Below are 22,042 nucleotides of genomic sequence, written 5' to 3'. Positions count from 1 at the left end.
ATCTATTATCATTGATAAAATATAAGATCAGGTCGGTCAGACCATGTCGTGTCGAGGCTATAGCAATGAATTGTTTGATTTGTTCAATTAATCGGACTTTTATGATTTTTCCCTCGCTCAAATAGAAATGTACCACATTTGGGTTCACACATGAAAACCAAAACATTTGTAATGGGAATAATCTGGTAGAAACACCCTTTGATAAATCCAATACTGTTTTCAATTTTTATATAGCTAGATGCGTAATAATATGGAATTGAAATCTTAAATGGCGTCTTCATCTCCTTCTTCTGATCCAATCCTCAAAGTCGATCGAATTTACAAAAGTTATGCTTCATCAGCTGGAGAAACGCCGATACTAAAAAATATTGATTTCGATGTTAAAAAGGGAGAATTTGTGGCTATTGTAGGACCATCTGGTAGTGGTAAATCTACTCTTTTAAATATTTTAGGGACTTTGGATCGACCGACAAGTGGAGATATCTATATCAACGGTGTAGATGTATTTTCTTTAAATGATCATGATCTGGCTTATTTAAGAAACAATGCAATTGGATTCATTTTTCAGTCGTATAATTTGATAAACAGGGCGTCTGTGTTAAAGAACATTGAAATTCCATGCATAATATCAGGATTAAATAAAAAGGAGCGGTTGGAAAGGGCTTTTAAAATCATGGGATTGCTAGGAATTGAAGACAAAGGCAGTTTCAAACCATTCAATTTGAGTGGTGGTCAACAACAGCGGGTTGCAATCGCTAGAGCACTAATGAATAATCCCTCCATAATTTTGGCTGATGAACCCACTGGTAACCTAGATACTAAAACTGGTAATGAAGTATTTAATTTGCTAAAGATGTTGTCCAATAAGTATGATAGAACCATAATAATGGTCACGCATAATCCTGAATTGGCAATTAAAACCGATAGAATAATACATCTCAAGGATGGGGAAATAGAACGGGAAGAAAATATAGTTACCTGAAATATTTTTCAAGCGAATTAAGTCATGTAGCCAACAAGCAGATCTATATTTTATCCCAATATCTTAGATAACTTTAAGTCTTTTTTGTTATATATAATAGCAATTATTGTGATGATTACGGTAACACGGATAAAAGCCATAGTAATACAAAATATGAAGACAAAAAAGAATCATCAAATTTATAAATACACCTTAGGTGTAGATAGGATCTGTCTATTGCGTCAGTTTAATTTCAGTTTAATACTAAACACCACTTTTATCTGGACGACATACTTTATGAAAATTTTGCAATACTGTCCATGCAATTCACTACTACCATCACCACCACCATCAACATCAACATCAACATCAACATCAACATCAACATCAACATCACCGCCAAAACCAAGGTTTGGATCTAATTATGAAAGGATAGGAAGTAGGGATAGGATCCATGGACATTAAGGAAATATTTGTTTTATCATTTCAGGCATTGAGAGAGAGAAAAATCAGGTCTCTTCTAACCATTCTAATGGTTATGGCTGGAACTAGTCTACTAGTAGCAGTAAATGGTGTAGGGGCAGGGTTCACTGAATTCTTTAATAAACAGTTTAGCAATTTAGCTCCTAATATTTTATTTGTTACAAGTGGTCAAGAACAAGGCTCAGGCACCGTCGGCTCGGGAGGAGGCGGAGGCGGAGGCGGAGGAGGCTCTGCTGGTTCAAAGATCACCTTAAATGCCGCAGTCATAAACAGAATTGATTCATTGCCCTTTGTCGAAGAAGTTATACCATCTTATCAATCACAGGTATTGATCAAATCTAAGGGCGAAGAAAAATCACACGCAGCACTATCCATAGATCCAAATAAATTATTTGTGATTGCACCGACCCTTGGTTTACAGGAGGGCTCTCAAATAAAACAAAATGATCCATCTGCAATTGTAATAGCAGAAAATATTGCCAAACCTCCTGGAGAAGACAACCCATTTGTAACATTGGGTGAGACAGTAGAACTAGAATATTCATTTATTGATGACACAACAGGAAAACAAGATACGGTATCGAAGAATTTTTTGGTTACTGCAATAATGGAATCGACAGGCAATCCAACAATAGACAACGCAGCAGTCATTAACTTGGACGCTGGCGATTCCCTTTTTCAAAAATCAGGCAAATATGACTCTTTATTTATAGTTGCATCATCCAATGAATTAGTTGATGTTGTTGAAAGCGAAATCAAGAAATTATATGGAAATGATATAGGAGTAACAACAGTAAAGGCCATACTCAAGACCATTGAGCAATTTACAGGCGGGATTACATCTTTCTTGTTGAGCATTGCTATCATCTCATTAATTGTTGGTGCAGTAGGTATAATTACCACATTGTATACTTCCGTGATTGAAAGGATTAGAGAAATAGGCACACTAAAAGCAATAGGTGCACAAAGTTCTAACATTTTAACAATGTTTGTTTTTGAAGCTTTGATAATAGGTATGCTGGGTGCAACTCTGGGTTTAATTGGAGGTATAGGTGGTGGTTATGCACTATCTCAAGCTACCCCCAGAAATGAAGGCGACCCCCCACTCATCCCCCTATTTTTTATGAGCGATATGGTTACAGTGTGGATAATCTCGGTTGTCCTAAGTGTAATAGCAGGACTATTGCCAGCTTGGAAGGCATCAAAGATAAGCCCCATAGAAGCGTTAAGACCAAAAACCTAGATGAAATAATTTGGTTCAAAATCACCAAAATATAGATTTCCGAACAAGGCTCTGTAAGATTTTGAATCAAAAATAATACTAATTTATAACAAATGTTCTAAATATTATCCCAATGGCTTTTAAACTTAGGTCTTTATGCTTTACTGGCCTATTGACCGTATGGACCTGCTTGTTGATTTTATTGATTACTCAGTCCAAGTCACTTGATATTGTGTTGACTAGTGCTCAAACCCTCAAAGATCCAAACCTCAGTTTGCAACCAATTTACAATGATTTTACATCACCTACGGGGATGGCATTTCTTGATGATTCTGGAAAGAATATCATAGTGATTGAAAAAAAAGGTAACGTAAAATTAATTTCAGGTGGCATACTACAGGATACACCGTTAAAGCAATTTGACGTCAATTTTGAAAGTGAACGCGGTTTATTAGGAGTGCAAGTAATGAAAGAAAATAACACTACACTAGTTTTCTTTTATGTTACCGAAAATGACGCCGATCAAACTGTGACAAACCCCAATGAGAACTTGCGTAATAGAATATACAGTTTTGAATGGGATGGTAACGACCTTATTAATCAAAAGTTGATCTTAGATTTACCTGCCATACCTGGGCCAAATCACAATGGTGGAAAGATAACTCTAGGCAAAGACAACAATCTTTACGTTATAATAGGGGATTTGAACCACAGAACTAAATTACAGAATTTTGAGAATGGAGGAGACCCTGACTTTACTGGTTCTATTTATAGAATTGATCCACATTCGGGTTCTGCACCTGGCGATAATCCCTTTGTAGAAAGCGATGTTCCAAATATTGATAAAACATTTGCATATGGTATTAGAAATTCATTTGGTCTTACTGTAGATCCAATTACTGGCAATATTTGGGATACAGAGAATGGTCCCTCCTTTTCTGATGAGATAAATCTAGTTGAGCCTGGATTTAATAGCGGTTGGAGATCAATAATGGGTCCAGCTTCATCAGCTGACGAAATAAAAGCTCTGGTGTTCCTTTCACCCAATTCTAATTATTCAGATCCAGAGATTAGTTGGCTTGAGCCCACCGCAGTCACAGACATAGAATTCATCAATAGTACCAGCCTAGGACCCGACTACACAAACAATATTTTGGTGGGAGATAATAATAACGGTAACCTGTATTTTTTTAAATTAAATGACCAAAGAAACGGATTGGAAATTCAAGACGCGGTTATTGATTCAGAGGAAGAACTTAATAATTATATTTTAGGAACCGGGTTTGGCAGCATTACTGATATACAAACAGGTCCGGATGGAGATATTTATGTCGTTTCATTAGAAAGTGGAAGTATATATAAAATCTCTTAAATTTTTTGAATTAAATATTTATTATATCGATCAACACTAATTAGTATAAATGAAAAAAGAATTCATAGTTGCTAAAATTGAAGCATCCACGGATGGTTCTCCTTATATATACGTATCATTCAAGGATCCAAATGAATATTTAAAAGCTGGTGATAAGCAAATGAATCCTTTTGGTTCCAACGTAATGGCTTTTAATTCTCCAGAAGACCTTATGAAGAATCTGCCTAAAGCCATGTCAAATATCTCTAATATGTTTGGTGGAGGCGCAGTAGGTGATGCCCCTACCTTCAAAGTAACCATGAAAGAATATGACGACCTAAAGATCAAAGTTGGGGATAAAGTAGTTATAGATATTCAAAGATATGAACAAAATGATACTTAATTTTTCATAACAATCAAAAAAGTTAGGCCTAGGTCCTAAATATATCTATGAACAAAAATAATAAAGTAAACTTCATACCTTGTTTCCTTAGTTAATCACCACCATTCTCTAAATCATTTCTATTCTTTCTTTCAATTTCGATCAAGTCATGTTGTTTTTTGTCTTCCATTGTAGTCAACACCGCTCCGCAATCGAAGCAAAAATAGTTTGAAGTTAACCCTGTCTTTGGATCAACATTGGCGATATTTCCCTCATTAAGAATCGCTGTACCTTTAGCAGCAAGTGTCTCATCCAAAATTTCCTCATTTGCTTTTATATCATTACTGTTTTGATTTCCAATTTGAGTAGTTTGATCATTATTTACTTTTGCAGTATTTTCAATGCTACTGCTTTTATCTGAGCTTGTTTCGGTCATTCCACTTTTTCCCTCGGTCCATGTGATAACATAGTACATATCAATGATTTTATATATTATTTACCTTGAGTGATCAAGTTGTAGAAATAACAAGTATCAACAAATTCTTTTCATTTAGTTGTTGTTGTTGTTGCTTTTGTACTACGAATCGACTCTAGAGAATCGTTTGATCTTTTATATACGGATCAAATTGTAATATTCAAATCATTTTGCATAGTCATACTCAGTGTTTGTACTATTGATGTTTATAAATTCGGCCATTTTGCGTTTTTCATCATAGATGATTACACAAGGATCGTCTGCAGTTTTTTTAGAAAAGAAATTCCTATTCAAAGCTCCGGGGTTTAAAACAAGTGTTTTTCCCATTTTTTCAATTCTCTTGACATGGGTGTGACCGAGTATTAAAATATCGAATAATTGACTCTCCACCAAGGATTCTGACAACTCAGAGTTTGTTCCATGATATATGCCTATTTTTTTTGATGAAATTAAGAGTTTTCCAAATTCGTTTAGAAATAGAGCATTTTCAATTTCGGCGAATTGTCTTGTGATACCCAATAATTCCCCATCGTTGTTGCCACGAACCCCATAAAATTGTGTTTCTTTGTCTAATTTCTTGAATAGACTGATTATCCCGGGATAAACGTAATCGCCTGCGTGAAAAACATGATCTACTTTCATCAGGTTAAAAATATTTATTGCTTTTTCAGTATTTTCAATATCATCGTGGGTATCTGAGATTACGCCAATTTTCACTATCAATAGTTTTTTGATCATCATAAAAAATCTTGTGATTTTCTTGTGACATCTGGTCATCATACTACATTCATGAAACAACTCAGAACCTAACAATACCAAGTATCTGGATATTGAAATTAGTACGGGCCAAACAGGTAAGCAGGCAGACAGGCAGTTTTAATATTCTGCAGATAGTATTTTCATAATTTTGATTTCTCAATTTCATAATTTTGATTTTTTTATTTCTATAAAATTGTGTTTTTATGTTACATGTGACCAACGGAAGAGCTTTGGGGAACGAGTAAAGGAGGTGGATGGAAGGGAGATTTAGTGTGGGAGAGTGGGTGGGCGTGTAGGTGGAAAGAAGACGTACTTTATGACTGTTCTTTAACAAATATTGATGATTTCTTGTCCGATCTTTGAATAATATAAAAAGCATGGCAAGATATTATAAGAGCCGCAAGAGTCATTTTAGTTGCAAAAACTAGGTTCCAGGGTGTTTCGGGGTTAGGATAACTTAAATTAATTTCATCAAAATTCAAAGAGTTATTGATTGTATGTACAGTAATCAGAGCTCCCCACACCGTAAAATTGTAAGTAAATTCGTAAGCTGCAACGACTATCAAGATAATTGATAATACAGACAATACAGATCGAACTATTTTAGGCGTATTCTGTACTCTGCTATAACCGATTTTGGTAACACAAAACCATGTTATGACAGAGAAAATTGCGAGATAAGTAACCAATTTACCAGATCCATCAAAGATTAAATCGTTCTTCACTATTGTCTCGCCTATATTTAATGCACCGGTTTTATCATATTCCACCCAACTCCAATACATTCCAAACATTGTTATATACAGCATCATAAATGCTGAAAAATAGAAAAATACGATGTAAATAATACGCGAATCAATACTATGAAAAAAATTGGTCAACATATCATTCATGAGTAATACTTTTAGATAAATTGTAGTGAATATAAAATTAACTCTATAGATGTCAGGGTTCACAGATGCTTTTGATGTGCTTTAATAATCGCACAGCATCTCTCTCCTTCAAACTCTTTCTATTATTCAGGATATAATCTCTAAAACTTTCAATCTTAGAATTGATTTCAGGATATTTTGATTTACATTTGTCCAAAATGTCTCCGTAGGTCCTATAAGGAAAATATGTCTGTTTTGATACTTTAAGGATCGACCTTCCAGTGCTATTGTCTATGATATTGTATTTTTGGGCCAAAAATAAATTGTATCTAATATCAATTAGTGCTTCTGATTTGTAATTGGTATAATCCGTAAACGTCACAGCTACTTCATCATCAGACTCCAATATTCCATCCCTAAAAAGTCTAAAAATTTTTCCTATTCCTATCATTCCGTATTTACCAAGTTCGACTGCCCGAAGTGCACCCAAACTCGATGATCCAAAAACCTTCACATTCCTTTTTCTGACCAGGTTATATACTTCAATTGGCGTGGGCGGGTAATCCTGAAGAAAATATCCATCAACTAATCCAACAATATTAACCTCTTTTAGTATCAACTGAAGTAGGTCCCCTTTTTTTGCCGGTAGTCTGTAATCTGCGTCTAGAATTTTTCTTGCTTTTTCCCTTGATAGGGACGGTCCTAAAAATATTACAGGTTTGGATCTAACCATTTTTTAACACTTTCTTTGGCTCTTTGACCGATAACTGCTTTATTTATTTTGAATGTTTCCAATCCAGGGACAATGACCCTAATAACTGGTATATTTAATTTCGAATTAGTCAAGTTTACCACTATTGCTCTCTTTAGACCTCTTGCTTTCAAACTACTCAGTATAAGTTTAATGTCATCTAATATATCATCATAGATAAATGTGTGAATATCTGAAAACGATTTCTTTTCTTTTGACTTTATGAATTGCCATGATCTGTTTTCATCACTATTTTCAGGATCATATTTCATCTTTCGTAGATCATCCCTCGAACCTTGAATATTAGCTGCTCTTGATTGAGATACTTCTGTTACAGCCCTCATCATTGCAATGCGTGCATCTGGATGAGTTCCATGTCCTTCTACCAAATATCCATACTCATGATTAATCCACTCGGCACTACTTGCTATGAAAGTTGGGATTCCAAGGTCGGAAGTAATATCCTTTACTGTCAAAGGTATTTGAGAATGTCTAAACCTATTGATGACTCTCTTAATAGGTAGGTGTTCGATACTTTTCAGATCAATTTCTGGATAAATAGAATCATCATCGACAAAGTTCTTTGAATCAAATGGTTCTAGTTGGAAGCCCCCTTTTACAAGCGAATTTTCAACAGTTTTTAATACATGATACTGAAATGCACTAGAAGTGAACTCTGCCAAACTCACTGCATCTCTTTCTACAACTTCGCATAGGGCATGGCAAATTGCCTCTTCGATGACATTCCCAGAAGCCAATCCATTTGTATGGAAATAGGAGTATGGATTTATTGATGGCGGTGACGGAGTATATCTGAAAATTGTTAATGGCGCAGGCACCAATACTTGAGTGTTACTTAATAAATCATAACCGATACAGTAGTCCATTATCATTTCTTCATTTAAGTGGAATGAAACTGGTTCTACTACTTCATCATATTTTAGAACATCGTAACTTTGAGATAATTCTTTAAAAGTGCCCCTTTGAATTTTTCCTTCGAAATTTGCAGGTAATGATGAATACCTTTCAATGCTTTCCATAATAACACTAGCCTTTGCGTGGTTTTTCGTTGGTCCCTTCCCACTATATACCCAAATGTAATCTTCAGTTCCCGGTAATACGGCTGAAAAATTAGGTATTTTAAGCCTATCCATATTTGTAATATCTGCAATTCTTGTAATCCCAATTTCATGAACCAAGGAATTTACTTTTTCTAAAGTTTGCTCTACCGGCTGGATTCTAGAGGTACCCATCGCATTCCATTTTTTTTGAGATTTCAATGATAATTGAGATGTAGTTTTCAATAAGAATTTACATTCATCATTTCTACCAAATATTATTTTAATTATTGGATTGACTTGATAAAAATGCTTAATCAATCGGCAGTAGATAAATTAAATGTTCATAAAAAGCAGAAGGAAATTAAAAAAGTATATATATTACAGGTCCTCTTGAGGAACTACTTGAGTTCTATCAATATTGAAGCTGAAGTTATAAGCGAGATTTTACTTAAGGCAGCCAGTGAGCCCGAATTCAGGCGACGATTGATCAAGAGTCCCAAAAAAATACTTGATTGTTATGGTATTTCAAATGAAGCCAAGCAAGTAATTCAGCGGACCATTGTTGATCTAACTCAATAGATTCTATTAGTTTTAATTATCAATCATAGAATTTAATATTTAATTAGTCCAATGATCAAAGCATCAATCCATAACAACAAAAAGTCTCATTGCAGTTCATTTTTTTTGATGATGCCAAGGTTCGCTCTTATTGTACTATTAGTAATTTCTCTTATTTATATAGCACCAGATTTTTCACTTTCTGTTTTAGCCACAGTTAGCAAAAATAATACCAGTCAAGGGTCTCAGGACGTATCTTTTACTGGAACAGTATCCTCAAACCCCGATGTCTTTCACAATTCAGGGCTTGAACAATCATTTTTTATTTTCCCAGTTAAGAATGAAAGTACTACTTATTCAGGAGTATTGACTTTTACTTCGAGCAAACCCGTACAAATACAATCGTTGAATATATTGACTATAAACAATAGCTTGAAACTACCCATCCAATTTGGAACACTATATACATTCCCTGTTAACGATACTGCGGTAATTCCAACTAATCTGCTTGACGAACCCAAAAACACCGGTAGTGTCCAGTTCTCTGGGAATGGATTGCGTATTATAACAAATGAACCTTTTTTGGTCAGTTATTCTTTTAGTGGAAAAGTATTTCATTCGATCATGAACAATAACATAGAAAGCGCACTTGAGGTATATAGAGAATTAACTGGAACCTACTCGTGACAAATAAAAATTGAGATTTCACCCTGACTAGATAGTACCAGTTTTTTTGGCGAGATTAAAAATAAAATATTTTTGTCACTCATTACAGCTAATTCAAATTAATGTCAACAATCTATTTGAGAAACCAGCAAATAATCCCACAAAATAAATGAGTTAGAGTTTTCATCATTTTTTGATGAGCGGAGTCGGCAATATCTGATGGAATCGTTTTTTAATAAATGTGAAATAAAAGTATTATTTGAGAACAAGATGGTAGGAGAAACCATTCAAAATAATTACAATATCAGCCATCAATCAAATAAAATCGAAATGCTTGAGGCGATATCCTCTAATCTTGTGATCGAAAATTTCAAGGGAAAGAACTTTGAATTTGCGTGTGCTTTGGCTCATTCGATATGTGCTAGACACGGAAATATACAGCTGGTCCATGTAAAACGACTCAAAGAGCTGGATTTATTTGAGCTCGTAGTATACTACTCTAATTTTGATGTCATAGACACAGAAAGAAAGGAACAGATTATGTTTTATCATTCTCAAAATAAATTAGATTTTGAGTACTTAAATCCTGCAATCATTTTGCAATCATCGAATTCCTACCTTAGTAAAATACATACAGACTAACATCTTTGAATTTTATAAAAAATAAAAAGCATTCATCTTTTAATTGAATGCATCAGTATTTTTCAAGTGATTTTATAGTTAAAAAGTCCCCCGGCTTCTATTATATCAGAAATTATCTTACTAAAGGGTTTGATTGGATATGATTCTTTTTTAGTAACGTTTAGAATGATGTTTGTGTTTAAATTAATTTCTATTTCATCCTTATCATCTATTTTTTCTAAAATATTTTCTTCAATTTCAATTGGAAGTAAATAACCACCATCTATAGAATTTCTGTAAAATATTCTTGCAAAAGACGGAGACAAAATAGCCTTAATACCTGTTTTTGATAGAGCAATTGGAGCATGCTCTCGACTTGATCCACATCCAAAATTATGACCCACTAAGAGAAAATCACCTTTTGAAACTTTGTTGATAAAATTAGTATCCAATCCTTCCATTGCATGTTTTGCAAGTTCATCATGATCATGAATTTTTAGATATGGACCTGGAATGATAACATCCGTGTCTATATTCGGTTTATTGTATTTATGTACAGTACCTTTTAAGACCATCATAAATCCCTCGGATCCGTTAATTTTCCTGTAATCGCTGACGCAGCTACAACCATCGGGGAGGCTAGATACGTTTGGGATGTTACATTTCCCATTCTACCTGGAAAATTTCTATTAGTCGTGCTTGCACAAATTTCATCTTTACCTAAAACACCCATATGAGCACCACAACAAGCACCACAGGTAGGTGGGCCAATAACTGCTCCAGACTCCATAAAAATGGTAACCAATCCCTCTTTAATAGCCTTCATATAGATTGATTGAGCGGCAGGCAGTACCTCAGTTCGTACTTTGACTTTCTTTCCTTCCAAGATCTTGGCTGCAGATCTGAGGTCAGAAAGCTTTGCACCAGTACAAGATCCGATGTATGCTTTATCTATTTCTGTACCCTGAACATCTCTTACGGGGACAACATTCTCCGGCGAATATGGTTTTGCCACAGAAGGTTCCATTTCTTCGCAATCATATTCAAATACTTCACCAAATTCGGCATCTGGATCTCCTTTAACTAGGTTAAATTTTAATGCCCCAAGTCTTGTCCTCAAATAATCCACAGTAGTGCTATCTGGTTCAATTATTCCGTTTTTTGCACCTGCCTCGGTAGTCATATTAGTTAAAGTAAATCTTTCCTCCATTTCCATATCATCTATAACATTGCCACTAAATTGCATCGCTTTGTAATTTGCTCCATCAGTCCCTATATCAGAAATAATATTCAAGATAATATCTTTAGCCATAACATAATCTGGTTTTTTTCCTGTTACCTTAAACAGCATAGTCTCCGGTACCTTGAACCATATTTTACCATGTTTTAAAACATACGCAATATCTGTATGACCAAGCCCCGCACTAAAAGCACCAATCGCACCGGTAGTATTAGTATGTGAATCTCCACCAACATAAACCTCTCCAGGTAACACTAGCCCTTCTTCATGAGAAATCGTATGACAAATGCCATATTGTCCCATTCCATACTTGAAGTGTTTCTTAATGCCATATTTTTGAGCCCATTTTGTTAATTGTATCACATTATCAGCAGAAATCCTATCGGAGGCTGGAACGAAGTGATCTTCAGAAATCCATACTCTATCAGGGTCCCACAATTTTTCCAGTTTATAGCCCTTTTTTTCCAATTCCTTAAACACCTTGATAACTCCAGGACCTGAAACATCATGAATCATGGCTTTATCAACGTTGGAAAAGATAATGTCTCCAGGGGTAACCGTTTTAGAATCTGAGGAATGAGCTAGGATTTTTTCGGTTAATGTCATTCCCATAGTAATACGACTAGATATGACTGCTAAAGATTAATACTTTTTGAATTTAGTTTAAACAAAGTTTGAAGATAATAATAAAAAGATTACTTATGTATGTCGCTTTGAGAAATACCATAGTTTGGAAGTTATTCCCATCCACCTAGATAGAGAATCCTCAGAATTTGATATATATGATAAAATCAACAAGAATACGGAAAAAATAATCATCAATGATAACGATGTGCTTGTTATTTCAAGCAAATATCTTTCGATAAGTGAAGGTAGGATCAAGAAGCTAGCTGGGATAAAACCAAGTAGTCAGGCTATTCAATCATCTAAACTTTATCACATTGATCCAAAAATAATGGAACTAGTTCTCAGGGAGTCTGATGAAATTTTTGGAGGATTATACGGCTTTATCCTAACTTCTAGCCATAAAGTTTTGGCCCCCAATGCAGGCATTGACAAGTCAAACGTCCCCCATGGTAGTGTTGTTTTGTATCCAAAATACCCGTACCACTCCATAGAGATCCTCAAACAAAAATTTTTTATAGATTCCTGGAAAAGGGTTGGAATTGTATTGTCAGATAGTAGAATCTTACCCATGAGGAAAGGTACAGTAGGCATCGCACTAGCTTGCTGTGGTTTTGAACCCGTAATTGATCTAAAAGGGACTTTAGATCTTTTTGGAAATGTTCTAAAATATACATCTCAAAATCTTGCAGATTGTCTGGCTTCCATTGGGACCATGATAATGGGAGAATCGGACGCATCGACTCCAGTCATAATAATAAGGGGATTAAATATCAAGATGACTGACAAGCCTATCTCTAGTGATACCTTGAACATGGATAGTAAATTTGACATTTATGTACGAGGACTCTCAAAGAGAATAGATCCATCATATGTTTGAAAAGTTTTATTTTTTTAAATTATAAATAGTCAAACAATATTATAACAATTGTAATTGGAGAAAACTGTTAATGTCTGAATTTTCTACATTATATCCTAGAAGAATGAATCTTCTACAAGGGATTCAGAATCTTATTAAAAGAGAAGAGGTCGAGCTAGATCATTTATTTTTGATGGTTAAAATAAGAAAAGATGAAATTGTCAATACACTAGTTTCTGAAGGGTTTAAGATGGTAAAATTTGAACATAAAAAACCTACTCAGATAGGTAGTGGGTTTTCAAAAAAACTAAAGAAACCATGGGAAATGCATGTAAGACTCCTAGATTTTAATCAAGGAATGATTGGAATCCATGCGGAGGTCGAAATCTCTAGAAACTATTTACAACATATAAAATCAGTGAGAGTTCCTGTAGTATATGAAATTGAGACCATCTTAAAAAAACACCGTATTGAATATCAATTATGGCACTCGATTGTCAAGGATTATATCACGAATATCGTTGAAGATCATCAAATAAAAATAAAAACTCCCAAGATTCCCGCATTACCATGGTTGGGGATGCTAGGGTTTATCACATCTGTTTTGATTGTGTACGGTCTGAAATTTTTCATGGTATTGAAATAACACAGTGGATGGATATAATTGAGACGATATTAACAAAATTTTTATTGTTATTTTTATAAACTAATATTAAAACCAATGGGAATACCAGAGAAAATCCAGGCCATTCAGGATGAGATCCACAAGACTCAGATAAACAAAGCAACAGAATTCCATATAGGAATTCTAAAGGCCAAGATAGCAAAGTTAAAGAAAGAACAAGAAGAAAATACCCATGGAAAAACCGTTGCTACAGGAGGGGGCAGTGCGGGCTTTGACGTTAGAAAAGCCGGCGATGGTACTGTCGTTTTGATAGGATTTCCCAGTGTAGGTAAATCTACTTTATTAAATGCATTAACAAACGCAAAATCTAAAACAGCAGCGTACTCATTTACTACATTAACCGCTGTGCCAGGTATGTTAGACTACAATGGTGCACGGATCCAGATTTTGGATTTACCAGGTATAATTGAAGGTGCTGCTGCGGGCAAAGGTTTGGGAAAAAGAGTACTATCTGTTGCCAGAAATGCAGATTTAGTTTTAATAATCCTGGATGTATTCCAGATCAAACATCTTGAGGTAATAAAAAAGGAACTTTCGGAAATAGGAGTCAAGGTTGATGAAAAGCCTCCCGATATTATTGTGGAAAAGACTGTTACAGGAGGGATTTCGGTAAATATTCAGGTTCCGATACAAGCTGATGAAAACTTTATCAGAAATGTGATGCGAATAAACGGTATCCACAACGGTCGTATCACCATACGAGAAAGAGGGCTTACGATTGACCAACTAATAGACGCTTTATCAGGGAATCGGGTTTACGTCCCCTCGTTAGTAGTTATAAATAAAATCGATTTGGTTGATACAGAATATCTCAAGATGGCAACTTCTAAACTTAAAATTCCATATACAGCCGTATCGGCAGACGCAAACAAGAACATAGAACTTCTAAAACGGGAAATCTACAATAAATTAGACTTTGTTCGAATATACATGAAACCCAAGGGACAAGATGCTGATTTGGAAGAGCCTTTAATCATGCCTAGGAATAGTACTGTCCAGAATATTTGTAACAAGATTCACAGAAACATGGTCAGAGACTTTAAGTTCGCTCAGGTATGGGGCAAAAGCGTAAAATTCGGAGGTCAAAAGGTTGGGTTAGAACACAAAATTATTGATGAAGATGTCCTTACGATCGTGAAGAAAATAAACGCTCTTTAAATACCATGGTTTGGCGGCTCAGTCAAATGCCTTTTCTTCATATTGAATACGTGATAACTCTGATTCCTCATAGCCGCCTACGCATCTGTATATTATCTACCGATTATTTGATTTTTCGATTCTAAAGTGTACTGTGCATTAGAGACGTTTATACGTTCAAGTTACGACAAATACTAGTTTAATAACCTGCGACAAATTTCTGATTAATAATGGTCATTTCTTTGAGTTTGCACCAACATATTTATCAAGAGCTTTGTTTGCAAGATAATCTGCACGACTATTTTTGGTTCTAGGAATATGTTTGTAAGTAATCTTATCATAGTTTTTTTCCAGATTTGTAATTTCTCTGGAAATTATTTTTAGTTCCTGGCTTCGTATTCTGTACTTTAGGTTTCTTTGATTTATCAGTAGTTCGCTATCTGATGAAATGTTTACTTCACCATCCATGTCTATACAGATTTCAAGGGCTCGCCGTAATGCTTCATATTCTGCTTGATTATTGGTTCGGATGCCTATAAATTCACAGTGTTCTTTTATTATTTTGTCGTCATTTTTTATCGTGATGCCTATTGCAGATAATCCCGGGTTTCCTCTACTTGCACCATCAATATGTACGTCCAACAACTACATTATTAAAAAACTATTTTACATTTATTTTTTTTATTTTTTACCATTAAGATAAAAGTCAGTGTATCATGTAGGTATTTCTAAAGAATTTATATTGTTAGAGGAATACTGAATTTGTGCCCAAGAGAAAGATAAAAGAGGGGACCCCAAAAAAGAATTTTTTCCAAAAAATGGGTAAAAAGGATTTACTTTTGCCTCCGATAATCATAGGGGCAGCCGTATTGTTTGGACTTGTATTTACACAGCTCGTTCCACCTCCACAGATATTGAGTGTCTGCCTCAAAGCACATTCATTGGATAGTTACAATGTTTATCCAAGGGTCCAAGTGTTTGTAGATAATAAACAATATTTGTTTCCAGATAACGTGGGGAAGCAAATCGTAGAAGGGAAAGAATGTTTAAAACCAATTCATACTGATTCAATAGGTGATACTCTTCATGTCCAATATATTAGACCGGTTCATTTGTCCTTACCGGATTTGATGAAAATCTATTCATATGATAATAAAACTGTTAATTTGGTAGATAACTCTACTGGCAAATATGTAAATAACACTATAGAGCTTGAAGATTATGACATTCAGTATTCATATTATTCAGACAAAGGAGAGTTTACTAAAATTGTAAATAATAGCGAGTTTCCACCATTTTCCAATGCTTTTTTTGGGAGGATTGATTTTATCCCAAAGTAACTGAATAAATAAATATGAATATAATCAAACATTTTTTGAGTTCATTTGAGCAATAAAAAAGCTGCTATAATAAATGGTGACGGTACTGGTCCTGAATTAGTTAATGCGATGATTAAAGTTCTAAAATCATGTAATACTAACGTTGAATTGATAACATGTAACGCAGGTTCTGAATGGTGGGAAAAAAATGGAGGTAATTCTTATATCTCAAATGAGGTCTGGGATACTCTGAAATCTTCCGATGCTTGTTTTAAAGGTCCTACTACTACAGTCCCAAATCCAGATGCCCCAAGAAGTGTAGCCGTAAGCATTAGACAAAAATTTCAACTTTATGCAAACATCCGCCCGATCAAAACATACAAGATTTCGAAATTACAGCTAGATTTTATTTGCGTTAGAGAATCAACAGAAGGGCTGTATGCAGGTATTGAGTTTAAGACAAGTGATGACTCGGCCATAGCAATTAGAAAAACCACAGGAAAGGGTTGCAGGAGGGTAGTCAAAAAGGGCTTTGAACTAGCCAAAGAAAAAGGATTTAAGAAAATATTTGCCATAACTAAACGAAATATTTTAAAAGAAACTGATGGGATTTTTTGGAATGCTGTAGTGGAAGCAAACAAAACATATCCAGACATCGAAGTTGAAGAATATTATATTGACAACATGACTCAACAACTAGTCAAGAATCCAGAAAGATTCAACAATAGCTTACTACTTAGTACAAATTTATTTATGGACATAATCTCTGAATGCGCCTCAGGACATGTAGGGTCTATCGGCAATGTTTATTCTGGAAATTATGGTGATACATATGCGATGTTTGAGCCTGCTCATGGGAGCGCTCCAAAGCATGCTAGGCAAGACAAGGTAAATCCAGTGGCAACTATTTTATCAGGTGCTTGGATGGTTGAATATTTAGGAGAGAAGCATATCTCAGAAGCAATTTTCAAAGCCACTGAACAAACGATTGACGAGGGAAAGTTTTTGACATACGATCTGGGCGGATCGTCGTCATTATCAAAAATGGCAGAGGCAATTGCTCAAAGGTCAGCATCATTAATCAAAAAATAATGCCAATAATCTAAGACGAAAGTCAACTTATACCTTTTATTTTTTGAGTCTTTCTTTTTATCGTCCTAGTCCTTGATCACATATATTTTCTTTTTACTTTGTGTAATCAAATCATAGAACTATTTCTTACACCAGAGAGTTCCAATATTTCTAAAGATTCAAAAAAGAAATTTTTTTTTGCGAGTATCTTATTGTTCAAAAACAATTTATCAATGAAATCATCCATTTTATTAAGGTCAGATAAGGATGATCTCATTATCACAATTTTCCCACATTCGCTTAGTTGCAATCGAATTGATCTCAATAATCGGATAGTCAATTCTATTCCTTTTTTTCCTCCATAAACAGCAGTATCATCAAGATTGCCAAATTCCGTTGGTAAATACGGAGGATTGCTAATGATCAAATCAAATTTACATTTTAATGGTAAACTTAAATCAGAGCAAACCAACAGTTTGTTTTTAATATTTGCCAGTGTATTATTTTTAGCATACATGACGGAATTAACATCAATATCAGTTCCGACAACAAACTCAAAATTTGTACATAATAATCTAGTCAAGTATCCGGATCCAATACCCACCTCAAGGGCAATTTTACCTCTATAATTTGCTAGAATATCCTCCATGAAATAAGTATCCTCAGAAGGGCTGTACATTTAGTAATCGCTTAGCAAGTAAAAAGATAAAAGGTTATTTAATAATATTTTATCAGAAATTCTCATTATCCTGAGTTTAACAAAATATCGAAAATTCGCTTTAAAATATATATTTGTGATTTCATGTTACATCATATTTTTTGATCATTTTATAACAATTTCTCCCTTCATTTCGGGATGAAAAGAACAATAGTATGTGTAGTTACCTGTTTTATTACTTGCAATTCCTGTAACGAAATCTTGCTCTGTTGTCAAGTAGGCAGTATTAATGCCTAGTTCATCGGAAATGAAATCATGTTTCACAAAGTCTTTATTGAGAATTATTAATCGGGTAGGTTGACTTGCATTCACATATAATGTTGGATTGGTCTGGTTAAAGGCATTATTTTGAGCTATTAGTAAGATCGAATCATTTGACTTTTGAATATTTTTTTCCTGAGGAGCATTCAATAGACTACCAATGCCCCATAAACCGCCGACTACAATGAATGAAATGGCTATGATAGCAATGATATTATGCAACAAGTATGTTAATTATTATTATACTACCAATAAATATCTTGAATGAAAAAATTTTTCACATCAAACTAGTTACATACTTCTTAAAGTGCAATCACTACACTACAGAACACTAAATTAAAATCCATAGTACTAATAACCAAGTTCATCCCTGTTCTGAAAGATATTCAATAGATATTCTATCGATTTATTTTCAATCTTGTTTACTTCTTTTTGTTCCGAGTCCCTCATTTTGAAAGGAGAATTATCTAGATGATATTTTTTCAAAGCCAGCATCACATCATCGATAGTATCAATATCCACCTTCAAATTTTCGTGGTAAAATATTTTCAGCGAGACGCCATTATCAAGTGCTTTTCTGAAATGGTTGAAAAAACTGTTATCATCGAAGCTCGTATCTATTATCGAATGCGGCTTTCTCAATAATATGTTGGTCCCATCGAATCTTTTTGAAGGAACCATACTAATAATCTCTTTATAGTCCCGTGCGAAAGAAATGATCTCTTTTATTTCCTTTAGGGTTAACAGCGGTATATCTATTGGGATCACAATCGAACTATCAAATTTGTTTTTCTTTATATAACAATCTGCAATTTTAACAGCATCATTTACTCCGCTGCTGTGGCCTTCAAATAGCACTACAACCTTTTCCTTTGATTTCTCCGGTATTGGAATAATTTCATTTGTAACCAAAAACAAATTACTTTCTTCTAACTCGGACATTTTTTCAATTAAATCATTTACCATAAGATGACAAAGCCGGGCCCTTTGTTCTTGGCTGAGAAACCCACTCAACCGTGTCTTACTCTTGTCAAATCTTTTTATTGGAATAATTATTGCAGTTCTTGTGTTGTTCAAAAAATAACCCTATTCTATCCTAAAAATTAGAAATTATGTACCGCGCCAGTGATGTTTCTTTTCTTAAATTCGTCATAAGTATGTTAGAATAACAAAAGTTTATTTCAGGATAATCGTTTCTTAATTTTTTTTCAATCTCAGCTTCATCAAGTTTATCGAAGATCATGGTATTAGCAATTTCAGAATAAAAGTCAATTAACCCCCTCAAATTAGGAGAGATATTCTTCGCCTTCATATAAATTTCACATGGACCACTGACTGCTCTATTAGAGATAAGGGGGGAAACCATAACAATTTTATTTTTTAACTTCTTCAAAAGGTTTTTCATACCAGGTATGTTTATTATTGGTCCAATACTTGTGATCGGATTTCCTGGAGCAAATAAGATTAATCTTGATTCTTCAAGCGTTCTTTGAGCTTGTAAAGTTACCCTGGCTTTTTTGATGTTATTGTAAATAATATCATACACCGGCATTGAACCTTTGTATTTTATCCAATATTCTTGTAAATGAATTCGCTTATTGCCTTCAATTACCATGTTTGATTCATAATGAGTATCAGAAGCAGGAGCTACGAGTAGGGACAGACCATATTTGTCAGTAAAGAATTTTGTGATTTCAGTTAAACTCTTCCCTTCTTTTAATAGCTGCGTTCTTAAAACATGGGTTGTCAAATCTTTATCCCCGAGGTTAAACCATGTCTCGGGTCCAAGTGTATTCATATATTTTAAGAAATTAAAAGAATCTCTTTTGACTCCCCACCCCTTCTTTCTGTCCAAATTATTACTGAGTCCATAAATGATTGTATCGATATCGGGACAAATGTAGAGCCCATAATGCCAAAAGTTATCTGCTACGTTTGAAATAATTGTAATGTTTTCTGATTCCTTATACATTCCTCTAACTAATTTAATAGAACCTGTTCCCCCAGCTAAAATGGTAATCAATATTACATTTCTATATTTTCTTTTTTTTATTATTTGTTTTTTTTCTCTTTGTTATGTTATGATTTTTTTACTTTTAGGCTAGATAAAATATAATTTTTTATTCTAAACATGCAGTATTCAATTTGAATTCACCCCAAGTAAAGATATATCAATAAGCTTATAAACAGGCTAAATGGAATTCAAAAATATTGAAATTAAGATCTCTAGATTATGTAATAGTATTATTGGCTATTGTTTTTTTTAGCGGGATTATTAATCAAAGCTATGCCATACAAATGGAAGCAGGAGTCTCACCTGTAATAAATACGGCGGATGCTTCCTTTACAGGTGATAGAATTATTACTTTAAAGTATCCCGCTAATAGCACTATGTCACAAATCTTAGATGGAAATAAAACAACAATCTCATTTTCATTGAATTCTTCAGATAGTGGTAATGGTGTATCTGAGATATTAGATAAAATAAACAATGAATTACTTTCTCAAAAACAAAGTTTAGTAAAATTTGAAAACGCCACACTAGATTATAAAGCAACTCTCAATGGTGGACCTACAACTGGAACTGTTTCCTACCAGGTGAAATTGCATCCAATTATTACTAACCTTGTAACTGGATCAAACGGCTCTACTACATCTATTTTGGATGTAGATTGGAGAAGTATTGCATTGGAAGAGCCATTGATAGTAAATACTGAAGAATATGGTCAGATTGACATTAATCATCCTATCAGTGGTTTGGAAAAATTAGCTCCAGAGGTAGCTAATAAAATTCAAAATACAACTTTAGCACCTGCATTTGAAGCCCCTATTATGGATTTTGCAGAATTTGGAACATCGATGAACAACTGGCACTTTTTGTTTGACGCAACTGGTGCTCAAGCAGGTGCAGCGAGCTTTGGGTTTTCTGTCACAGAAGGTGGATCAAAGATAGTTTCGATATACTCTTTGGGCGAGAGCAGTTTCAGAGAAGGAACTCATACAGCAAAAGAAACCTCTGCTTCCGGTGATATAGACGGGGTAACTGTTACTGCTAATACTTTAACAGCACCTCCAAGTGGACAAATGCAGATAGGGGGATTCTCTCAAGTTCAACAAACAGGAGGTAAAGAATATCTCTCGGTGTCATCCGTAGCACCTCAGGGTGTGGCTACTTCTTCAGGCAGCTTTCCCATACAAGTATTTTTGATATTTGGAGCCATGATGGCAGGTGTGGCGGTCTTAGTATTAGTAAAAGCAAGAAAATAGCCTATAGAATTTAATTTTTTTGTTGTTCGTATTTATAGTGAATGGTCTTTATTTTTATCAATAGATTTAGATAGCCTATTTTCACTTTTTAGATAGTATGTACCAATATCTTGAGTGGTATCTATCGTTATCACATTAGGTTGAATAATCAATCTCCCCGAGTATCTAGATTTGCCTAATCCAATAACCTCCTTGTTATGGTTTAATATTATGGCTTGTTGATTTTCTTTTATATCTTTGAAATATGACAGAATTGAACTTCCCATAATGTCCCTCCCAAAAACTATTAGACTTTCAGCCTTTGTATTAATGATAACGTGAGGATAATCCATATTTTTATTGTGTTTGACTACGAATTCGGCAAAATTTAAGCCGGGAGAAAATCGCTTATTCTTAATAGTTCCAATTTTCAAACCGACAATAACGGGATGTATTTTATTAAAAAGCGTATCGTCATATTTGATGTTGGAATGAACGAAAACTTCTTTTGTTCTCTTTATGGTTTTTTCTGGCTCGGTGAATTCAGTACCGTTTGAGTATCCTAACGTTAATGTATGCTTTGGATCGCTAATAACGGCGTCTAAAAATAGGGTTCGGATAAGTATTCTTAGTGTTTTAAAAATTTCAAAAATTCCCCAATTATTAAAGGACCTTTTCAAAATCGTCTCTTCAGCATTAGTCAAATTTCTAAAAGTCATT

26 protein-coding genes are annotated in these 22,042 nt (G+C 34.3%); 13 read left to right on the top strand and 13 right to left on the bottom strand.

The genetic code is table 11. The features are described 5' to 3' along the window. Positions 1-268 precede the first annotated feature (268 nt). The 4 genes from NMY3_RS06375 (at position 269) to NMY3_RS06360 (ending at position 4,420) form a co-directional block, all read left to right on the top strand. Positions 269-982 carry an ABC transporter ATP-binding protein gene (locus NMY3_RS06375; RefSeq protein ID WP_196818080.1) on the top strand — a complete coding sequence of 238 codons (714 nt, stop codon included), beginning with the start codon at positions 269-271 and terminating at the stop codon, positions 980-982. 433 nt (positions 983-1,415) lie between these two features. Then, positions 1,416-2,687, top strand: a complete 1,272-nt coding sequence (locus NMY3_RS06370) for an ABC transporter permease (protein WP_196818079.1) — start codon at positions 1,416-1,418, stop codon at positions 2,685-2,687. 172 nt (positions 2,688-2,859) lie between these two features. Then, positions 2,860-4,038 carry a PQQ-dependent sugar dehydrogenase gene (locus tag NMY3_RS06365; protein ID WP_196818078.1) on the top strand — a complete coding sequence of 393 codons (1,179 nt, stop codon included), beginning with the start codon at positions 2,860-2,862 and terminating at the stop codon, positions 4,036-4,038. A gap of 49 nt (positions 4,039-4,087) precedes the next feature. After that, on the top strand, positions 4,088-4,420 hold the full coding sequence (locus NMY3_RS06360; protein ID WP_196818077.1) for a hypothetical protein: 333 nt from the start codon (positions 4,088-4,090) through the stop codon (positions 4,418-4,420). 91 nt (positions 4,421-4,511) lie between these two features. On the opposite strand, the gene NMY3_RS06355 is transcribed toward NMY3_RS06360, so the two are convergent. The 5 genes from NMY3_RS06355 to NMY3_RS06335 all read right to left on the bottom strand — a co-directional run bounded on the left by NMY3_RS06355 (position 4,512) and on the right by NMY3_RS06335 (position 8,560). Beyond that, positions 4,512-4,835, bottom strand: coding sequence for a hypothetical protein (locus tag NMY3_RS06355; RefSeq protein ID WP_196818076.1), 324 nt, complete (start codon positions 4,833-4,835; stop codon positions 4,512-4,514). A 204-nt stretch (positions 4,836-5,039) separates the two neighbouring features. Continuing rightward, the gene (locus tag NMY3_RS06350; RefSeq protein ID WP_231100408.1) at positions 5,040-5,591 is read right to left on the bottom strand and encodes a metallophosphoesterase; all 552 of its coding nucleotides are present in this window, start codon (positions 5,589-5,591) and stop codon (positions 5,040-5,042) included. 356 nt (positions 5,592-5,947) lie between these two features. Continuing rightward, complete coding sequence (locus NMY3_RS06345) at positions 5,948-6,403, bottom strand: hypothetical protein (protein WP_196818074.1); 456 nt, start codon at positions 6,401-6,403, stop codon at positions 5,948-5,950. 175 nt (positions 6,404-6,578) lie between these two features. Beyond that, a complete protein-coding gene (locus tag NMY3_RS06340) occupies positions 6,579-7,238 on the bottom strand; it encodes a TfuA-like protein (protein WP_196818073.1) in 660 nt (219 codons plus the stop codon). Next, positions 7,217-8,560, bottom strand: coding sequence for a YcaO-like family protein (locus NMY3_RS06335; RefSeq protein ID WP_196818072.1), 1,344 nt, complete (start codon positions 8,558-8,560; stop codon positions 7,217-7,219). The genes NMY3_RS06340 and NMY3_RS06335 overlap by 22 nt, the downstream gene beginning before the upstream one ends. A gap of 63 nt (positions 8,561-8,623) precedes the next feature. Here NMY3_RS06335 and NMY3_RS06330 point away from each other — a divergent pair, with 63 nt between their 5' ends. The 3 genes from NMY3_RS06330 (at position 8,624) to NMY3_RS06320 (ending at position 10,183) form a co-directional block, all read left to right on the top strand. Continuing rightward, positions 8,624-8,896: a hypothetical protein gene (locus NMY3_RS06330; RefSeq protein WP_196818071.1), complete on the top strand. Its 273-nt coding sequence runs from the start codon at positions 8,624-8,626 to the stop codon at positions 8,894-8,896. Between the two features lie 51 nt (positions 8,897-8,947). Beyond that, positions 8,948-9,562, top strand: coding sequence for a hypothetical protein (locus tag NMY3_RS06325; protein ID WP_196818070.1), 615 nt, complete (start codon positions 8,948-8,950; stop codon positions 9,560-9,562). A 198-nt stretch (positions 9,563-9,760) separates the two neighbouring features. Further along, complete coding sequence (locus tag NMY3_RS06320) at positions 9,761-10,183, top strand: hypothetical protein (protein ID WP_196818069.1); 423 nt, start codon at positions 9,761-9,763, stop codon at positions 10,181-10,183. Between the two features lie 62 nt (positions 10,184-10,245). Here the strand turns inward: NMY3_RS06320 and leuD are convergent, their stop codons facing one another. After that, the gene (gene leuD, locus NMY3_RS06315) at positions 10,246-10,737 is read right to left on the bottom strand and encodes a 3-isopropylmalate dehydratase small subunit (protein ID WP_231100364.1); all 492 of its coding nucleotides are present in this window, start codon (positions 10,735-10,737) and stop codon (positions 10,246-10,248) included. Continuing rightward, positions 10,737-12,008 carry a 3-isopropylmalate dehydratase large subunit gene (locus NMY3_RS06310; protein WP_196818067.1) on the bottom strand — a complete coding sequence of 424 codons (1,272 nt, stop codon included), beginning with the start codon at positions 12,006-12,008 and terminating at the stop codon, positions 10,737-10,739. The genes leuD and NMY3_RS06310 overlap by 1 nt, the downstream gene beginning before the upstream one ends. A gap of 124 nt (positions 12,009-12,132) precedes the next feature. Here NMY3_RS06310 and NMY3_RS06305 point away from each other — a divergent pair, with 124 nt between their 5' ends. The 3 genes from NMY3_RS06305 to NMY3_RS06295 all read left to right on the top strand — a co-directional run bounded on the left by NMY3_RS06305 (position 12,133) and on the right by NMY3_RS06295 (position 14,728). After that, on the top strand, positions 12,133-12,906 hold the full coding sequence (locus NMY3_RS06305; RefSeq protein ID WP_196818066.1) for a coenzyme F420-0:L-glutamate ligase: 774 nt from the start codon (positions 12,133-12,135) through the stop codon (positions 12,904-12,906). Between the two features lie 70 nt (positions 12,907-12,976). Then, a complete protein-coding gene (locus NMY3_RS06300; RefSeq protein ID WP_196818065.1) occupies positions 12,977-13,531 on the top strand; it encodes a hypothetical protein in 555 nt (184 codons plus the stop codon). A 75-nt stretch (positions 13,532-13,606) separates the two neighbouring features. Beyond that, positions 13,607-14,728: an OBG GTPase family GTP-binding protein gene (locus NMY3_RS06295; RefSeq protein WP_196818064.1), complete on the top strand. Its 1,122-nt coding sequence runs from the start codon at positions 13,607-13,609 to the stop codon at positions 14,726-14,728. Positions 14,729-14,941: 213 nt separating this feature from the next. On the opposite strand, the gene NMY3_RS06290 is transcribed toward NMY3_RS06295, so the two are convergent. Further along, entirely contained in the window at positions 14,942-15,352 is a 411-nt protein-coding gene (locus NMY3_RS06290; RefSeq protein ID WP_196818063.1) for a ribonuclease HI family protein, read from the bottom strand. A gap of 119 nt (positions 15,353-15,471) precedes the next feature. Between NMY3_RS06290 and NMY3_RS06285 the strand changes: the two genes are divergently transcribed. Together NMY3_RS06285 and NMY3_RS06280 are read left to right on the top strand one after the other, a co-directional pair. Next, entirely contained in the window at positions 15,472-16,047 is a 576-nt protein-coding gene (locus NMY3_RS06285; RefSeq protein WP_196818062.1) for a hypothetical protein, read from the top strand. A gap of 45 nt (positions 16,048-16,092) precedes the next feature. Then, the gene (locus NMY3_RS06280; RefSeq protein WP_231100363.1) at positions 16,093-17,118 is read left to right on the top strand and encodes an isocitrate/isopropylmalate dehydrogenase family protein; all 1,026 of its coding nucleotides are present in this window, start codon (positions 16,093-16,095) and stop codon (positions 17,116-17,118) included. A gap of 106 nt (positions 17,119-17,224) precedes the next feature. Here NMY3_RS06280 and NMY3_RS06275 read toward each other — a convergent pair whose 3' ends face one another. The 4 genes from NMY3_RS06275 to cofD all read right to left on the bottom strand — a co-directional run bounded on the left by NMY3_RS06275 (position 17,225) and on the right by cofD (position 20,099). Beyond that, entirely contained in the window at positions 17,225-17,776 is a 552-nt protein-coding gene (locus tag NMY3_RS06275; protein ID WP_257720012.1) for a HemK2/MTQ2 family protein methyltransferase, read from the bottom strand. 144 nt (positions 17,777-17,920) lie between these two features. Next, complete coding sequence (locus tag NMY3_RS06270; RefSeq protein ID WP_196818060.1) at positions 17,921-18,301, bottom strand: cupredoxin domain-containing protein; 381 nt, start codon at positions 18,299-18,301, stop codon at positions 17,921-17,923. A 126-nt stretch (positions 18,302-18,427) separates the two neighbouring features. Continuing rightward, positions 18,428-19,153, bottom strand: coding sequence for a 2-phospho-L-lactate guanylyltransferase (gene cofC, locus NMY3_RS06265; protein WP_196818059.1), 726 nt, complete (start codon positions 19,151-19,153; stop codon positions 18,428-18,430). 19 nt (positions 19,154-19,172) lie between these two features. Then, the gene (gene cofD / locus NMY3_RS06260) at positions 19,173-20,099 is read right to left on the bottom strand and encodes a 2-phospho-L-lactate transferase (RefSeq protein WP_196818058.1); all 927 of its coding nucleotides are present in this window, start codon (positions 20,097-20,099) and stop codon (positions 19,173-19,175) included. Between the two features lie 188 nt (positions 20,100-20,287). On the opposite strand from cofD, the gene NMY3_RS06255 reads away from it, so the two are divergent. Continuing rightward, positions 20,288-21,343 (top strand): hypothetical protein, encoded by a 1,056-nt coding sequence (locus tag NMY3_RS06255; protein WP_196818057.1) that lies wholly within the window; start codon positions 20,288-20,290, stop codon positions 21,341-21,343. Between the two features lie 32 nt (positions 21,344-21,375). On the opposite strand, the gene NMY3_RS06250 is transcribed toward NMY3_RS06255, so the two are convergent. Then, the gene (locus NMY3_RS06250; RefSeq protein ID WP_196818056.1) at positions 21,376-22,041 is read right to left on the bottom strand and encodes a hypothetical protein; all 666 of its coding nucleotides are present in this window, start codon (positions 22,039-22,041) and stop codon (positions 21,376-21,378) included. Position 22,042: the final 1 nt, after the last annotated feature.

It is taken from the genome of Candidatus Nitrosocosmicus oleophilus, assembly GCF_000802205.1.
In the GTDB taxonomy this organism is placed as follows: Archaea; Thermoproteota; Nitrososphaeria; order Nitrososphaerales; family Nitrososphaeraceae; genus Nitrosocosmicus; species Nitrosocosmicus oleophilus.
This window is presented reverse-complemented; position numbering and strand designations above follow the sequence as displayed.

Excerpts from the sequence above, each read along its gene's own strand:
- NMY3_RS06275 (WP_257720012.1), bottom strand. The coding sequence starts at position 17,776 with ATGTACAGCCCTTCTGAGGATACTTATTTCATGGAGGATATTCTAGCA.
- NMY3_RS06360 (WP_196818077.1), top strand. The coding sequence starts at position 4,088 with ATGAAAAAAGAATTCATAGTTGCTAAAATTGAAGCATCCACGGATGGT.
- NMY3_RS06340 (WP_196818073.1), bottom strand. The coding sequence starts at position 7,238 with ATGGTTAGATCCAAACCTGTAATATTTTTAGGACCGTCCCTATCAAGG.
- NMY3_RS06310 (WP_196818067.1), bottom strand. The coding sequence starts at position 12,008 with ATGACATTAACCGAAAAAATCCTAGCTCATTCCTCAGATTCTAAAACG.
- NMY3_RS06250 (WP_196818056.1), bottom strand. The coding sequence starts at position 22,041 with ATGACTTTTAGAAATTTGACTAATGCTGAAGAGACGATTTTGAAAAGG.
- NMY3_RS06300 (WP_196818065.1), top strand. The coding sequence starts at position 12,977 with ATGTCTGAATTTTCTACATTATATCCTAGAAGAATGAATCTTCTACAA.
- NMY3_RS06355 (WP_196818076.1), bottom strand. The coding sequence starts at position 4,835 with ATGACCGAAACAAGCTCAGATAAAAGCAGTAGCATTGAAAATACTGCA.
- NMY3_RS06375 (WP_196818080.1), top strand. The coding sequence starts at position 269 with ATGGCGTCTTCATCTCCTTCTTCTGATCCAATCCTCAAAGTCGATCGA.
- leuD (WP_231100364.1), bottom strand. The coding sequence starts at position 10,737 with ATGGTCTTAAAAGGTACTGTACATAAATACAATAAACCGAATATAGAC.
- NMY3_RS06325 (WP_196818070.1), top strand. The coding sequence starts at position 8,948 with ATGATCAAAGCATCAATCCATAACAACAAAAAGTCTCATTGCAGTTCA.
- NMY3_RS06320 (WP_196818069.1), top strand. The coding sequence starts at position 9,761 with ATGGAATCGTTTTTTAATAAATGTGAAATAAAAGTATTATTTGAGAAC.
- NMY3_RS06370 (WP_196818079.1), top strand. The coding sequence starts at position 1,416 with ATGGACATTAAGGAAATATTTGTTTTATCATTTCAGGCATTGAGAGAG.
- NMY3_RS06295 (WP_196818064.1), top strand. The coding sequence starts at position 13,607 with ATGGGAATACCAGAGAAAATCCAGGCCATTCAGGATGAGATCCACAAG.
- NMY3_RS06330 (WP_196818071.1), top strand. The coding sequence starts at position 8,624 with ATGCTTAATCAATCGGCAGTAGATAAATTAAATGTTCATAAAAAGCAG.